The organism is Phenylobacterium sp. (assembly GCF_965229015.1).
In the GTDB taxonomy this organism is placed as follows: Bacteria; Pseudomonadota; Alphaproteobacteria; order Caulobacterales; family Caulobacteraceae; genus Phenylobacterium.
On sequence record NZ_CBDDIM010000002.1, the window covers coordinates 916,596 to 930,955 of the forward strand.

Here is a 14,360-nt window from a genome sequence, read left to right on the forward strand (position 1 = left end):
GCGGAGGGCCCCATGCGACTTTCGATCACCGCCGACCTGACCTACCGCTTCGAGCGGCCCTGCGAGGTGCTGCTGCTGCTGGAGGCCGCCCGCGCCCCGGACCAGGCCATCCATTCCGAGCGCCTGACGATCACCCCGGCCGCCGAGATCGCCCGCCTGGACGACTCCGTCACCGGTGAGCGCCGCGCGGTGTTCACCGCCCATGGCGAGGTGGCCATCGCCTATGTCGCCCAGGTCGAGCTGCTGGCCCGCGACGCCAATCTCAAGGGCGCCGCCGCCACCGCCATCCGCGACCTGCCGGGCGAGGCCCTGCGCTACCTGCGCGCCAGCCGCTACTGTCCGTCGGACCGCTTCGAGGCCTTTGTCGACAGGGAGTTCGGCGATCTGCGGGGCGGCGACAAGGTGGCCGCCATCGTCGCCTGGATCGGCGGGCATCTGGCCTATGAGGCGGGCGTCAGCGACTCCGCCACCACGGCGCTGGACACCTTCGTCGACCGGGCCGGGGTCTGCCGCGACTTCACCCACCTGGCCATCAGCCTCTGCCGCGCCGCCGACATCCCCGCCCGCGCCGTCTCGGCCTATGCCTGGAAGCTGGAGCCGCCGGACCTGCACGCCGTGGCCGAGGTCTATCTGGGGGGGCGCTGGCGGCTGATCGACGCCACGGGTCTGGCGCCCATCGACGGCCTTGTGCGGGTCGCCACCGGCCTGGACGCCGCCGACATCGCCTTCATGACCATCTTCGGCAAGGCCGAGCTGGTGTCCCAGAGCTTCGCCATCGCCCAGACCAAGGCCGAGCGACATGGATGAGCCCCTGGACGCCGTCGTGGTGGGCGCCGGCCCCGCGGGCCTGACCGCGGCCATCTACCTGGCGCGCTTCAGGCGCCGCGTCGTCGTCCTGCACGACGACTCCAGCCGCGCGGCCTGGATTCCCCGCAGCCACAACCATCCGGGCTTCCCCGGCGGGATCGCCGGCCTCGACCTGCTGGCCCGCATCCGCGCCCAGGCCGAGGAATTCGGCGCGGTCATCGAGGACGCCGCCGTCACCGCCCTGGCCGTGGAGGATCACGGCTTCACCGTGGAGACGGAGGGTCCCGCCTATCGCGCCCGCGCCGTGATCCTGGCCACCGGGGTGGTGGACAAGGTCCCCGACCTGCCGGGCGTGGAGGACGCCGTGCGCCGCGCCCTGCTGCGCATATGCCCGATCTGCGACGGCTTCGAGGTTTCCGGCCAGGCCGTGGCGGTGATCGGCGACGACGCCTTGGGCGCGCGCGAGGCCCTGTTCCTGCAGACCTACAGCGACCAGGTCAGCCTGATCCATGTGGGTGCGGCCGAGGCCCTGCCCGAGGCCGACCGCGCGCGCCTGGCCGCCCACGGCGTCCGGCTCATCGAGGGCCAGGTGGCCTCCGTGACCCTGGACAACGAGCGGCTCACGGCGCTGGCCTTCACGGAGATCGGGCCGGTGGAATTCGACGCCCTGTACTCCGCCCTGGGGGTGCGGCCCCGCTGTGGCCTGGCGGTCCAGGCGGGGGCCCGGCTGGGGGAGGACGGCCGCCTGATCGTCGACGATCACCAGCAGACCACCGTGGCCGGCCTCTACGCCGCCGGCGACCTGGTGCGCGGCCTCAACCAGATCAGCACCGCCCAGGGGGAGGCCGCCATCGCCGCCACCGCGGTCCACAACCAGCTTCGCGAGACCGAATAGCGCGCTCCCGGGGAGGGGCGTGGCCCGCGCCGCCACATCGCGGGCGACGCTCAGGTCCCGGGCGGGGCGCGGTAGGGCAGGTAGCCGCGCTCGACCATCCGGCGCATGGCCTCATAGGCCTCGGCCAGCTCCTCATAGGCCACCCGCAGGGCCGAGAGGCGGGCCACCTGGTCGGGCCGGGGATTGACGGTCTCGCTGAGCGCCAGGGCTTCCTTCACCCACTGGGCGCGGGCCATGGCCGCGGCCACCGCCATCCGCTGGAACTTGCCGCTGTCGGCATAGCCGAGGACCGCGCCGATCACCTCCTTGTTGGAGGCGAAGGCCGTGTAGTCGATCTGCTCAAGCTGTCCGCGCATGCGGCGCTGGGCCTGAGGGTCGTCGGTCTCCTGCGGTTCGAAATGATCGACCGCGTGCCGATGGTAGCTGGACGTACGGGTCGCCATGACGGGCTCCCTTCCTTGTTCCGCGCCAGCCTAGCGCCTGGGACCTACAAAGGCGTTAAGAGCCCGCGGTAGGGTGAACGGGCCGTCAACCTTGATGCATCTTATTCGTGCTTGGAAAGCTTTGCTTCAACCCAACCGAGCAAAGCTGCGCTTAGCGTCGCGGGCACGGGCCTGGCGGGGCTCCCAGAAAGGGGAAAGGTGCACATGTCCAAGTTCCTGCGCAATTTCATCGCCGATGAATCCGGCGCCACCGCCATCGAGTATGGCCTGATCGCGGCCCTGATCGCCGTCGTGCTGATCGCATCGATCTCCGTTCTGGGAGAAAAGGTCGGCGGCACCTTCGACAAGGTCGGCACCGCGATGCCGCAATAGGCCGACCCCCTCTTTCCAGGTTGGAGCGTGACCACCGCCTGAGCCGGCCTCGGCCTCAGGCGGACCGCGCTCCAGGCCGGAGCGACACCCCCCCGTTTGCTCCGGCCACCTGAGGCCTGGACGCCACACCCGATCGCGACCTGATCGGACTCTAATTGTTCGCCTCGCTTACCATTGACGAGGCCGATCATCTCTCCCACTCTCCGCCCCAATCGGGGCCGCGGACGAACCGTGGCCATTCCTGGGGAGGGAGCTGCGATGTGGGTTTCGAGGCATGAATCGACGCGCGCCAAGGCGCTGATGGCCGGCGCCGCGCTGGGGGTGATGGCCCTCGGCTTCGCGGGCCAGGCCCTGGCCCAGACCGAGGTCGCCGAGGTGGTGGTCACCGCCGAGCGGCGGGAATCCAGGCTGCAGGACACCCCGGTCTCGGTGAGCGCCTTCTCCCAGGAGACCATGGCCGCCCGCGGGGCGACCAACCTGCAGGACCTGGGCAATTTCACCCCGAACCTCGAACTGCACCAGACCAATCGCCCGGCCGGCGGCGGCTCGGCCTATGCGGGCTACATTCGCGGGGTCGGCACCGGCGACTTCCAGTTCCCCACCGACCCCGGCGTCGGGGTCTATGTGGACGACGTCTACCTGGCCCGCGCCGTGGGCGGCCTGATGAACCTGGACGACATCGCCCGCGCCGAAGTGCTCAAGGGGCCGCAGGGCACGCTGTTTGGCCGCAACACCATCGGCGGCGCCATCAACATCGTCACCGAGCAGCCCAGCCTCACCGAGCTGTCGGGGGTGCTGAAGGCCCGGGTGGGCTCCTATGGGCGGACCGACCTCGCCCTGGGCGTCAACGGCCCGATCATCGAGGGCAGGCTGGCCGGCAAGCTCTCGGCCTCGTTCCTCAACTCCGACGGCTGGTCCACCGGCCTGGATCACCGGAGCGGTAACAACGAGCACCGAATCGTCCTGCGCACGGCCCTGCGCTACGCTCCCAGCGACACCGTCGACGTGCAGTTCAACGCCGACTATTCGGAACAGAACAATGTGGGGCCGCAGGGCTATCTGGTGAAGTTCCTCACCAGCCCCGCCCCCTTCCCGCCGCCCAAGGCGGCGCGGTTCAACACCTATGCGGCGGCCGCCGAGAACCTTCGCCTCGGCCTGCCGGCGGGCTCGCTCTACGACAACCGCTGGGCGACGACCGATCCCTATACGAACAACGCCCTGCAGGGGGGCTATGACGACTACCAGATCGGCGGCGCCTCGGTCGTCGCCACCTGGGATGTGGGGGACGCCCTGACCATCAAGTCGGTCACCGCCTTCCGCGGGGTCTCGGCCAAGATCGGGGTGGACGGGGACCAGACCCCCTATTCCCTGCAGACCTCGCAGACCGAGCTCTACGACCACCAGTACAGCCAGGAACTGCAGTTCTACGGCAGCGCCCTGGACGGCCGGCTGAAGTACTTGGTGGGGCTCTACGCCTTCCAGGAGAACGGCTCGTCCAAGCTCTACACCGAGAGCTTCCACGGCATCTGGGAGAACATCCCCCTGGCCCTGCGCACAAACGCCGACGCCGCCGACACCTTCACCTATTTCTATATGAAGGCGAAGAGCTACGCGGTCTTCACCCAGGAGAGTTTCGCCCTCACCCCGCAGATCGAGCTGACCCTGGGCGGGCGCTATAACTGGGACGAGAAGGACTACGCCTTCGCGGTGAACTTCACCCAGCGGGGCGTGGCCCAGGTGCCCTTCAGCCGCGACAGCCAGAGCTGGGAAAGCTTCACCCCCAAGGCGGGGATCAACTGGCGTCCGGCCAGCAACATCCTGGTCTATGCGAGCTATCAGGAAGGCTCCAAGTCGGGCGGCTGGGGCGCCTCCAACAGCGCGCTCGCGCCCACCCCGCGCTATGAGCCCGAGACCATCGCCACCTGGGAGATCGGCGCCAAGAGCGACTGGTTCGACCGCCGCCTGACCGCCAACCTCGCGATCTTCCAGAGCGACTACAAGGACATCCAGTTCACCGTCCAGAAGGTCGATCCGGCCACCGGCGCCAACCTGCGCACCACCCAGAATTCCGGCGACGCCGACATCCAGGGCTTCGAGGCCGAGTTCGTCGCCGTGCCCACCGACGGCCTGACCCTGAACCTGGGGGTGGGTTATGTGGACGCACAGTTCAGCCGGCTGTCGCCCCAGGCCCTCGCCATCCTCGATCCCTTCAACCGCCCGGGCGCGGTGAAGATCGGCGATCCCCTGCCGCAGGTGCCCGACTGGTCGGTGAACGCCGGCGCCCAGTACGTCTTCCACCTCGGGGCGGGGGACCTGACCCTGCGGGGCGACGCCTCCTACAAGGGCGACCAGTTCCTGACCCTGGGCGACCCCACCTCCTTCCAGGCGGCCTACACCCTCTACAACGCGGCCATCGTCTTCGCGCCGAACGCCGTCCCCGGCCTGGAGCTGTCCGTGAACGGAACGAACCTCAGCGACGAGGTCTACTACGCCTATCACGCCACCCTGCCGCCGACCGGCGAGGAGGTCGCCCTGCCGGTCCAGCCGCGGCTGGTCTACGCCACGGCCAAGTACAGGTTCTAGGAGAGCGGAGCGGGCGTCATGGAGGACATCGCCGCGGGCATCCGCCGCAAGCTGATCCCGCGCCTCCTGGCGCCCGTCGTCCTGCTGCATTTCTTCAACGCCCTGGACCGGTCCAACCTGTCCTTCGCCGCCCTCAGCATGAACCCCGACCTGGGGCTGGATCCCAAGGCCTACGGCTTCGGGGCGGGGCTGTTCTTCGTGGGCTACCTGGCCTTCCAGGCCCCCCATGTCTGGCTGCTGACGAGGATCGGCGCGCGCTGGTGGATCTTCGCCACAGTGCTGGTCTGGGGCGCCGTCGCCACCGGTATGAGCCTGGTCCAGGACGCCGCGGGCTTCAACCTGATGCGCCTGGCCCTGGGGGTCGCGGAGTCCGGTTGGGCGGCGGGGATCATTCTCTATCTGGGCCGCTGGATGCCCAGGCGCTATCGGGCCGGCGCCTTCTCGGCTCCCATGCTGGCCATCCCGCTCTCCGTGATCGTCGGTGGGCCGCTGTCGGGCTGGCTGCTCTCGATGGACAACCCCCTGGGCCTCGCCGACTGGCGCTGGATGTTCGTCGCCGAGGGCCTGCCCACCATGCTGCTCGCCTTCGTGGCCCTGGCCTGGTTCAAGGACGACCCGACCCAGGTCGCCTGGCTGACCCAGGCCGAGAAGGACTACCTGACCCAGGACGCCGCGGCGGCCGCCCGCCAGCCCGAGAGTCTCGACGACTGGCGGGCCCTGTTCGTCAGTCCCCGGGTCTGGGCCAGCGTCGGCCTGTGGTTCACCCTGCTGACCGGCGCCTATGGCCTGATCTTCTGGCTGCCCCAGGTGATCAAGGCCGCCGGCGGCGGCGACCCGCTGCGGGTGGGGATCCTCTCGGCCCTGCCCTGGGTCGGGGTGGGGATCGGCATGGCGGTCAACGCCTGGCATTCCGACCAGACCGGCGAGCGCTACTGGCACGTGGGGGTACCGGCCCTGCTGGCGGCGGCGGGCTTCGCGGCGGCGGCCTATGTGGGGGCCGGCGGTCTGGCCCTGGCGCTGCTGGTGGTGGGCGGCCTGGGATTGGGCGCGGCCCAGGGCGCCTTCTGGGGCGTGCCCTCGACCTTCCTGACCCCGGCCACGGCGGCGGTGGGCGTCACCCTCATCAACATCGCCGGCTCCACCGGGGGCCTGGCCGGCCCCAACATGATCGGAACCATCCGCCAGGCCACGGGCTCCTTCGCCCTGCCGGTCTACACCATGGCCGGCCTGCTGGCCGCCGGCGCCCTGCTCACCTGGGCGATCGCGGCCATGAACCGGCGGGCCGGAAACTGACCATGGATCACCTGAACATCACCACTGGCGCGCGGCGGCGCCTTGAGGCTTCCTGCCAGCCGGGAATTTGCGAACGGGGGAATCGGTCATGACCGCAGCGGTCGCCAAGCGTCTCAGCCCAGGCTTCATTGTCGCCATCTGTTTCTGCATCGCGGCCCTGGAGGGCTACGACATCCAGGCCTTCGGGGTCTCGGCGCCGCACATGGCGCCGGAGCTCCACCTCAATCCCGGCCAGATGGGCTGGGCCGGCAGCGCGGCCATGATCGGCCTGGTCATGGGCGCGCTGACCGGCGGCTGGTTCGCCGACCGGGTGGGGCGCAAGCCGGTGCTGGCGGTCTCGGTGGCGGCCTTCGGGGTGTTCTCCGTGGCCACCGCCTTCGCCCAGAGCTTCGAGGCCCTGACCGTCGCCCGGCTGCTCACCGGCATCGGGTTCGGCGGGGCCATGCCCAACCTGATCGCCATCGCCACCGAGATCAGCACCCCCTCCAAGCGCGCCGCCACCACCACCAGCATGTTCTGCGGCCTGCCGGCGGGGGGCTCGCTGGTGTCCCTGCTGGCGAGCGGCGGCGGCGAGGCCCTGGATTGGCGGACCATCTTCCTGATCGGTGGGGCCCTGCCGCTGCTGCTGACCCCGGTGGTGATCTTCCTGCTGCCGGAGACGAGGCCCGAGCACGATCCCGCCGCCGACCGCGGTCTGGCCCGGGGCCTGTTCTCCGAGCGTCGGGCGCTCACCACCCTGCTGATCTGGCTGGTCTTCGGCCTGGACCTGCTGGTGACCTACCTGCTGCTCAACTGGCTGCCGACCCTGGTGGTGGCCAAGGGCTTCACGGCCGCCGACGGGGCGGTGGTCTCACTCTATTTCAATGTCTTCAGCGTCGTGGGCGCCCTGATCCTCGGCTGGCTGGCCGACCGGGTCGGCTTCCGCTGGCCGTTGCTGGGGGTGTTCCTGGTCCTGGCCGGCGCCATGTACGGCCTGGCCCAGTCGACGGGCCTGCCGGCCATCAACGGCTTCGCCGCCCTGGCGGGCTTCACCGTGGTGGGAGGGCTCTACGTCCTCTACGCCCTGGCGCCCATCTACTATCCGGTCCAGGTGCGGGCCGCCGGCGCGGGCGCCGCCATCGCGGTGGGGCGCCTGGGCTCCATCGCCGGCCCCCTGATCGCCGGCGAACTGCGGGGGTTGGGCTACAGCGCCGATCAGGTCTTCCTGTCCATGGTGCCGGTGGTGCTGGTGGGGGCCGTCGCGGTCTTCGCCCTGATGGGCGTCGGGAAGGCGGTGAAGGACTAGCCCCGGATCGCCGCCATCGCCGCGCGTTTGACCTCGTCGGGCAGGGTGGTGAACCAGGCCCGGGGCGAAAGGCGTTCGGCCACCTTCCGGCGGCCCGCCTGCGCCAGGCGGCGCGCCAGGTCGGGCTCGGCGCGCAGGCGCCTGAGCGCAGCGGCGGCGGCGTCGAGGTCGGGATCGGCCCAGGTCTGACCCTTGTAGATGCCCTGGCTGTCCTCCACCGGAATCCGGCGCGCGGGGATCAGCAGGGCGCTGGCGGCGTCCATGAACTCCATATTGCCCGACCAGCCGGTGGCGATCACCGGGGTTCCCAGCGCCATGGCCTCGGCCGGGGTCAGGCCGAAGCCTTCGGCCCGGTGCAGGGAGACCAGGACATCGGCCGAGGCGATCAGGCTCTTGACCTGGGCGTAGGGCCAGACCGCGTCCTCGATCGCCGCATTGGTGGGCGCCAGGCGCCGCAGGCGCGCCAGGTGCTCCGGGAAGAGGTGGCCGTTCTGGGTCTTCATCACCAGGCGGGCGGTGGGGTCCTCGCCGAAGGCGCGCGCGAAGGCGGCGATCACCCCCTCCGGATTCTTGCGGGCGGCGGCGGAGTTGAAGTCGAACAGGCTGACCGCCAGGAAGCCCGGCGCCCGGAGGGCGGGGACCACGCCGCTGTAGTCCTCCAGGAACAGGGGATGGGGCACGACCCGCACGGGGGCCGCGGCGCCGGCCAGGGCCTGGGCGGTGTAGGCGCTGGGCGCCCAGATGCCGTCCACCAGGGCGCCGTCCTTCAGCCACAGCTCGGGCGCCTTGGGCAGCTCCCAGGCCCAGTAGCCGTAGCGGGGTCCGCGGACCCGCTTGGGGCCCAGGAAGGCCAGGGCCGCCAGCAGCTCGGGCGGGTTGAGGTGGAAGATCCAGGGCCCCGCCGCCGACGCGGGGCCGGCCTTGCCCAGCCAGTCGAGCTGGGCGGCCGAGACGTCCACCTGCTCCACCGGAACCCCGAGGGCCTCGAAGGCCCGGACGGCCAGGCGGGCGGAGGCGGCGATGCCGTGGGAGCCCTCGAAGAACCCCACCACCCGGATCGGTCCGTCGGCCGACTCCGCCCCGTGCGGGGCGCGGGCCGAGGCCCGGACATAGGCCGCAAGCGCCCGGCTCAGAACCGGCTGGGCGGCGCGGCGCAGGGACTCCGGCACCAGGCCGCGCCAGGCCCGGCGGGCGGCGGCGACCGGGCTCATGCGCGGGCCGCGCGCCAGGCGACCCCGTGGGCCAGCAGGGCGATGGCGTCGGCGGGGATCAGGCCCCGGTCGGTCTGGAAGACCACCTCGCCCACCTGGGCGGGCGGCAGGGCGGGGCCGCCGGCGGCGCTGCGGAACCGGGTCGTGGCGGCCTCGAAGACCGGGGCGCCGGCCCCCTCGGCCCAGCGCTCCATCACCACCAGGGTCGGGCAGGCGCCGAGCGCCGGCGGCCGTCGCGGGACCTGGGGGGCATGGCGGACGGTAAGGCGGGCGAGGCGGAAGACCGGGTGGTTGCGGACGCTCGCCGGAAGGGCGGCGACATCGATCCCCAGCTCGGCCAGGCCGCCGCCGATCAGCCAGCGCAGGAAGGCGAACCTCTGACCGAAGCTCGCCAGGGGGAACAGCCGCTGCAGGTCGCCGCGGTCCTCCCAGATGTCGAGGAACAGGCATGGGAAGGGCAGGCCCCGGGCCAGGTGGGCCGCCGGCGCTTCCAGGCTGGGATCGGTCAGGCCGTGAGGCCAGCCGGCGCGGTCGGCCAGGCCGTAGGCGGCCACCTGCAGGCGCGCCTCGGGCGCCTCGCCCACCACGTAGCGGGCGGCCCGCGCCACCAGGCCGGGGTCGCGGATGTCGGTGGACAGCAGGCGCGCGTCGAACCGGCCGGCCAGGGCCTCGGGCCCCAGCAGCCAGGCCCGCAGGCCCCTGTCGTCATCGGCGAAGCGGTCGCGCAGATCCCGCCGCCCCGCCAGCATGGCCGCCAGGACGGAGGCCGGCGAGGTGTCCCTCAGCCAGCGGACCAGGTCCTCCGACGAACCGAGCCAAGGCCCCGGCGGCGGGGCCACCGGCTGGCGGGCGCTCTCGCCGGAGGGGGCGTCGAGCCAGGCCTCCGCCGCAGCCGTTAGGCCGCCGCCGAAGGGCTCGCCGGCCCGCGCCGCCGCCAGCATCCGCCGCCGCTCGTCCGGCGTCACCAGCCGCCCCGAGGGGAAGCCGCGGTGGCCATAGGCGATGGTCCGGGTCTCGGCGTGACCGTTGCGCAGCATGGCGCCGGCATAGTCCTTGAGCAGCTCGGCGAGCGGCGAGCCCGGCGCCACCTTGATGCGGTCCTGGTGCTTGGAGAGCAGATCCGGCCGGGCCGGATCGAAGCCGGAGAAATGGAAGAAGCCCAACGGCTCGCTGTCCACCCGCCAGCCGTCGGCGGTCTTCTCCAGGGTCCGGCCCTCCAGGTTCCAATAGGCCAGGTTGAGGGCGGGCGTCCGCAGGATGGCGAGATCGCTGACCAGGCCCGGCGCGAGGTCCATCCACTTCTGGTCGGTGAACAGGCCGGCGGCGAAGTCCACGCGGCAGTCGAATTCCAGCTTCTCCGCCCACCAATCCAGCAGGGCTTCGATCTGAGGCTCGTTCCGCACCGCCATGAAGCCGAGATTGTAGGCGCCCGAGGTCAGGATGACGTGGTCGTTGGGATTGGCCTCGCCCTTCAGGGGCCGGGTCATGTGGGGCGTCAGGGCCAGGGGCGCGCGGGCCAGGGCCTCGCGCACCTCGACGAGCGGCCGGTAGACGAAGATGTCGGGGTCCAGATAGACCGCCGAGGTCACGCCGGACTCGGCGAGCAGGGCGCGGAAGGCGTGCGGCTTGACCGCGGTGTTCAGCTCCAGGGCGTCGTAATAGGCGCACATCGCCGCGAAGTTGGGCGTGAAGGTCCCGGCCTCGATCACCCGGATGGCCGGGTCGGAAAAGGCGATCGGACCGTCGGTGGCGATGACCACGCGAGCCAGGTCGGGCTCGGCCGCGGCCAGGCTCTGCATCAGGGTCGCCGCCTGGGCCGCGTAGTTGCGCGATACGATGGTGAAGACGACGTCCACGGGGTCTCGCGCCTGCCTCTGGGATCGTTGGTCTAGCAGTCCCGGGCCGCGCCGTCAGGCGTCGGCGAGCAGGTCGTCCAGGTTCTTGACGCTGGTGACGGCCGAGGCGACGCCGCCCTTCATCACCATCACCTTGTTACAGTAGAGGCGGATCAGGTCGATGTCGTGGGAGGCCAGCACCAGGATGCCCGCCCGCTCCATCAGCGACAGCAGCCGCTTGTGGGCGATCTTCTGGAACTGGGCGTCGCCGACCGCGATCCACTCGTCCATCAGCAGGACGTCGGCGTCGACGGCGGTGGCCACGGCGAAGGCCAGGCGCGCCTGCATGCCGGCCGAATAGGTCTTCAGCGGCATGGCCAGGAAGGGCCCCAGGCCGGTGAAGTCGCCGATCTCCTCCAGCTTGTCCTCGATCTCGCGGGCGGTGAGGCCGGCGATGCGGCCGCGCAGGCGGATATTGTCATAGCCGGTGGCCGAGGCGTCGATGCCCAGGTTGAGGTCCAGCAGGGAGGCGATCTGGCCATGGATCTCGATCTGGCCCTCGTCGGGCTCATAGGCCCCCGACAACGCCCGCAGCAGGGTGGTCTTGCCCGAGCCGTTGTGGCCGATCAGCCCCAGCCGGTCGCCGGCCTTGAGCTTGATATTGACCTTGGAAAGCGCCGTGACCTCGGTGGCCCCAGTCAGGGACGAGCCCAGGCGGCCCCCCACCGTGACGGTGGCCAGGCTCTTCTTCAGCGACTTGGCGTCCACCCCGTAGACGGGGAAGCGCATGGTCAGGTCGCTGACCGTGATGGAGACCTGCGGGCCCTTCATAGGTAGTGCACGATCCGGCGGCGGGTGAGGGTGAAGGCGGTGAAGGCGCCGGCCCAGCCCAGGACCGCCAGCAGGGCCAGGATCGGATAGGTCCCCGATCCCGACTGGCCGCCCATCAGGGGGGTGCGGATGCCGTCGATCATGTGGAAGAAGGGGTTCAGCACCAGCAGGGCGTGGGCCCGACCGCCGCTCATGCGGCCCGGCTGCCAGAAGATCGGGGTCATGAACATGGCGAACTGCATGATCGAGCCGACGATCTGCGGCACGTCGCGGAAGCGGGCCGAGGCGATGCCGACCGCCATGCTGACCCAGGAGACGTTGAGCATCAGCAGCACCAGGCCCAGCAGGGCCATGGGCACGTTGGCCACCTTCCAGTAGCCGAACCAGAACAGCACCACGACCACGATCACCAGGTGGTGGGCGAGCGTGATCAGGTTGCGCAGCACCGTGCGCCACACGAAGGTGAACATCGGCAGGGATGTCTGGCTGAGCATGCCCGAGGCGTGGACGAAGGTGTCGCAGCCCTCGGTGATGACGCCCACGATGACGCCCCAGAAGACGATGCCGAGCGCCACGAAGGGCATGTATTCCTGGATCGGGACCTTGAAGATCTCGGCGTAGAGGAAGCCCATCCCCAGGACCATCAGGCCCATGGAAAGCGTGATCCAGAAGGGGCCCAGGATCGAGCCGCGATAGCGCGAGACGATGTCGTGCCAAGCCAGCGACCAGGCCAGGTCGATGCGTTTCGTCGAGGCCTTGAGGTCGGCGAACGCCATGCCGAATTCGTGCAGGGCGCCGTGACGGCCCGTGCGCAGCATGTGTTCCGAGGTTTGCATCAACTCTCCCGACCGGGGCCGCTGGTAACAGGTCGCATTTTGCGGCGCAAGCGTGGCGCGGGGCCGCAAATCTCCAGGAAATCCGCGAAATTCCGGCGCTTTTCCTCGGACCGCCCGGCTACAGCTCGCCCTCGTCCTGGAAGGGCGGCGGGCTGGTCTTCATGTGGGCGTGGTCGGCCCGGTACTGGTTGAAGTGGCGCCGGTCGGCCGCGGCCGGCTGGACGGTGTCGCGCACCAGGCCGCCATAGGCCAGTTCGCGGGCCGTGCGCTTGCGCACCACGAACTCGATGCCGCACTCGCCGATGGGGGTGAGCGTCTGGTCGAAGCGGGGCAGGTCGTAGCGGAAGGTGGAATTGAGCAGGGCCAGCCGCTCGATGTCGGCCGCCTCGCCCAGGCCCGACAGCAGCTCGACCAGGTTGATGGACCTGTCGCTCCAGGAGCGGCTCTTCAGCACCGTGAAGGTCCACTTGTGGTCGCGGTTGTGGGTGGAGGGGAAGACCCCCTGCTCGTAGAGATCCTCGTCCGGCACCGTCACCACCAGGAAGCCGCCGGGCTTGATCACCCGGAACCAGGCGGCGAGTCCCTCGACCGGATCGACCAGGTGCTCCAGGCAGTGGCTGGAATGGACGAAGTCCAGGCTCTCGGCCGCCAGGCCGGCCAGCTGCTGGGCGTCGCCGTCCTCCCAGTCCCAGACCCGCACCCCTTTGATGGCCGGGAAGAACGGGGCGTAGAGCGACAGGGGGTCGGGCTTGCCGCCGATGTCGAGGCCCTCGCCCACGAACCAGCGCCGGGCGAAGTTGGGGTCGGCCATGCGCCGCACGATGGACTTGGAGAGCTCTTTCACGTCTCGGCTCTAGCCGTTTTCGCCGCTCACCGCACCACCCAGGATTCGGCGCCGACATCGGCGAAGCGCGCCGACTGGGCGGCCCCGCCGAAGCTGGCCAGCAGGCGCTTGAGGCCGTCGCGCTTGGTGGGGTCGATGAGGAACATCATGAAGCCGCCGCCGCCGGCCCCGCTGACCTTGCCGCCGAAGGCCCCGAAGGCCTTGGCGGCCTCATAGACCTCGTCGATCTTGGCCGATGAGATCTTGGCGGCCGTCAGCTTCTTGGCGGTCCACCCGGAGTCCAGCAGGGCGCCGAAGCGGGGCAGGTCGCCGGCCCGCAGCGCCTCGCGCATGGCGAAGGCCCCGGCCTTCAGCTCGTGCAGGCCCTCCAGGGACTTGGGCGCGTGAGCCTTCATATTGGCGGTCTGCTCGTCGATGATCGAGGCCGATTCCCGGGAGACCCCGGTGAAATAGAGCACCAGGGAGGCCTCCAGCTCCTTCATCACGGCCGGATCGACCTCGACAGGATCGACGTCCACCCGATCGCCGGACTGGAAGTGCATCAGGTTCAGGCCGCCGAAGGCCGCGGCGTACTGGTCCTGGTGGCCGCCGGCCAGGCCCAGCTCGCGGCGCTCGATGTCGAAGGCCAGGGCCGCGACAGCCTGGGCGTCCATGGGGACCTCCAGGAACCGGCGGAAGGCCTCCACCATCGCCACCACCAGGGCCGAGGACGATCCCAGGCCCGAGCCCGGTGGGCAATCGGCGTAGGTGGTCAGGGTGAGGGGAATGGCCGTCCCGCCCGCGTGGTCGGCCATGAAGCGATTATAGACCCCCTTCAGCAGCCGCAGGGGCTCGTCGGTGGGGAGCGGAGCGCTCGCCCCGGCGTTCCAGTAGTGCTCGCGGTCGGCGGCCACCAGGCGGACCTGGCTGTCGTCGCGGCGTTCGAGGCTGACATGGGCGAAGAGGTCGATGGCGGCGTTCAGCACCACCCCCCCATGCTCGTCGCAATAGGGAGAGACGTCGGTGCCGCCACCGCCGAAGCCGAGCCGGAGCGGCGCGCGGGCGCGCACCAGGTGGTGGGGCATGTGTCTCGCCGCTTGAGGGACGTCAGGTCGGCTTCGGGGGTAGTCGCAGGCCGCGCGCTTT

The 14,360-nt window shown here is 70.6% G+C and carries 13 protein-coding genes; 6 read left to right on the forward strand and 7 right to left on the reverse strand.

Annotation, left to right across the window (positions count from 1 at the left end; all coding sequences use genetic code 11):
• Positions 1–12 precede the first annotated feature (12 nt).
• Together ACO06I_RS20700 and ACO06I_RS20705 are read left to right on the forward strand one after the other, a co-directional pair.
• Positions 13–807 carry a transglutaminase-like domain-containing protein gene (locus ACO06I_RS20700; protein ID WP_421934507.1) on the forward strand — a complete coding sequence of 265 codons (795 nt, stop codon included), beginning with the start codon at positions 13–15 and terminating at the stop codon, positions 805–807.
• Positions 800–1,702, forward strand: a complete 903-nt coding sequence (locus ACO06I_RS20705; protein WP_421934508.1) for an NAD(P)/FAD-dependent oxidoreductase — start codon at positions 800–802, stop codon at positions 1,700–1,702. Before ACO06I_RS20700 ends, ACO06I_RS20705 begins: the two co-directional genes overlap by 8 nt.
• Positions 1,703–1,752: 50 nt before the next feature.
• Here the strand turns inward: ACO06I_RS20705 and ACO06I_RS20710 are convergent, their stop codons facing one another.
• Entirely contained in the window at positions 1,753–2,145 is a 393-nt protein-coding gene (locus tag ACO06I_RS20710) for a hypothetical protein (protein WP_421934509.1), read from the reverse strand.
• A gap of 204 nt (positions 2,146–2,349) precedes the next feature.
• Between ACO06I_RS20710 and ACO06I_RS20715 the strand changes: the two genes are divergently transcribed.
• The 4 genes from ACO06I_RS20715 (at position 2,350) to ACO06I_RS20730 (ending at position 7,678) form a co-directional block, all read left to right on the forward strand.
• A complete protein-coding gene (locus ACO06I_RS20715) occupies positions 2,350–2,517 on the forward strand; it encodes a Flp family type IVb pilin (protein ID WP_421934510.1) in 168 nt (55 codons plus the stop codon).
• Between the two features lie 258 nt (positions 2,518–2,775).
• Positions 2,776–5,100, forward strand: coding sequence for a TonB-dependent receptor (locus tag ACO06I_RS20720; protein WP_421934511.1), 2,325 nt, complete (start codon positions 2,776–2,778; stop codon positions 5,098–5,100).
• An 18-nt stretch (positions 5,101–5,118) separates the two neighbouring features.
• Positions 5,119–6,393 (forward strand): MFS transporter, encoded by a 1,275-nt coding sequence (locus tag ACO06I_RS20725; protein ID WP_421934512.1) that lies wholly within the window; start codon positions 5,119–5,121, stop codon positions 6,391–6,393.
• A gap of 88 nt (positions 6,394–6,481) precedes the next feature.
• Positions 6,482–7,678: an MFS transporter gene (locus tag ACO06I_RS20730; RefSeq protein WP_421934513.1), complete on the forward strand. Its 1,197-nt coding sequence runs from the start codon at positions 6,482–6,484 to the stop codon at positions 7,676–7,678.
• On the opposite strand, the gene ACO06I_RS20735 is transcribed toward ACO06I_RS20730, so the two are convergent.
• The 6 genes from ACO06I_RS20735 to ACO06I_RS20760 form a co-directional block, all read right to left on the reverse strand.
• Positions 7,675–8,889 carry a glycosyltransferase gene (locus ACO06I_RS20735; RefSeq protein ID WP_421934514.1) on the reverse strand — a complete coding sequence of 405 codons (1,215 nt, stop codon included), beginning with the start codon at positions 8,887–8,889 and terminating at the stop codon, positions 7,675–7,677. The genes ACO06I_RS20730 and ACO06I_RS20735 overlap by 4 nt on opposite strands.
• Entirely contained in the window at positions 8,886–10,745 is a 1,860-nt protein-coding gene (locus ACO06I_RS20740; RefSeq protein ID WP_421934515.1) for a hypothetical protein, read from the reverse strand. Before ACO06I_RS20740 ends, ACO06I_RS20735 begins: the two co-directional genes overlap by 4 nt.
• A 54-nt stretch (positions 10,746–10,799) precedes the next feature.
• Positions 10,800–11,555, reverse strand: coding sequence for an ABC transporter ATP-binding protein (locus ACO06I_RS20745; protein WP_421934516.1), 756 nt, complete (start codon positions 11,553–11,555; stop codon positions 10,800–10,802).
• Positions 11,552–12,391: an ABC transporter permease gene (locus ACO06I_RS20750; RefSeq protein WP_421934517.1), complete on the reverse strand. Its 840-nt coding sequence runs from the start codon at positions 12,389–12,391 to the stop codon at positions 11,552–11,554. Before ACO06I_RS20750 ends, ACO06I_RS20745 begins: the two co-directional genes overlap by 4 nt.
• A 118-nt stretch (positions 12,392–12,509) precedes the next feature.
• Entirely contained in the window at positions 12,510–13,235 is a 726-nt protein-coding gene (locus ACO06I_RS20755) for a methyltransferase domain-containing protein (RefSeq protein ID WP_421934518.1), read from the reverse strand.
• Positions 13,236–13,261: 26 nt separating this feature from the next.
• Entirely contained in the window at positions 13,262–14,299 is a 1,038-nt protein-coding gene (locus ACO06I_RS20760; protein ID WP_421934519.1) for a dehydrogenase, read from the reverse strand.
• Positions 14,300–14,360 lie beyond the last annotated feature (61 nt).

What these genes read in the sequence shown, in the direction of transcription:
- ACO06I_RS20700 (WP_421934507.1), top strand. Translation starts at nt 13, where the DNA reads ATGCGACTTTCGATCACCGCCGACCTGACCTACCGCTTCGAGCGGCCC.
- ACO06I_RS20705 (WP_421934508.1), top strand. Translation starts at nt 800, where the DNA reads ATGGATGAGCCCCTGGACGCCGTCGTGGTGGGCGCCGGCCCCGCGGGC.
- ACO06I_RS20710 (WP_421934509.1), bottom strand. Translation starts at nt 2,145, where the DNA reads ATGGCGACCCGTACGTCCAGCTACCATCGGCACGCGGTCGATCATTTC.
- ACO06I_RS20715 (WP_421934510.1), top strand. Translation starts at nt 2,350, where the DNA reads ATGTCCAAGTTCCTGCGCAATTTCATCGCCGATGAATCCGGCGCCACC.
- ACO06I_RS20720 (WP_421934511.1), top strand. Translation starts at nt 2,776, where the DNA reads ATGTGGGTTTCGAGGCATGAATCGACGCGCGCCAAGGCGCTGATGGCC.
- ACO06I_RS20725 (WP_421934512.1), top strand. Translation starts at nt 5,119, where the DNA reads ATGGAGGACATCGCCGCGGGCATCCGCCGCAAGCTGATCCCGCGCCTC.
- ACO06I_RS20730 (WP_421934513.1), top strand. Translation starts at nt 6,482, where the DNA reads ATGACCGCAGCGGTCGCCAAGCGTCTCAGCCCAGGCTTCATTGTCGCC.
- ACO06I_RS20735 (WP_421934514.1), bottom strand. Translation starts at nt 8,889, where the DNA reads ATGAGCCCGGTCGCCGCCGCCCGCCGGGCCTGGCGCGGCCTGGTGCCG.
- ACO06I_RS20745 (WP_421934516.1), bottom strand. Translation starts at nt 11,555, where the DNA reads ATGAAGGGCCCGCAGGTCTCCATCACGGTCAGCGACCTGACCATGCGC.
- ACO06I_RS20750 (WP_421934517.1), bottom strand. Translation starts at nt 12,391, where the DNA reads ATGCAAACCTCGGAACACATGCTGCGCACGGGCCGTCACGGCGCCCTG.
- ACO06I_RS20760 (WP_421934519.1), bottom strand. Translation starts at nt 14,299, where the DNA reads ATGCCCCACCACCTGGTGCGCGCCCGCGCGCCGCTCCGGCTCGGCTTC.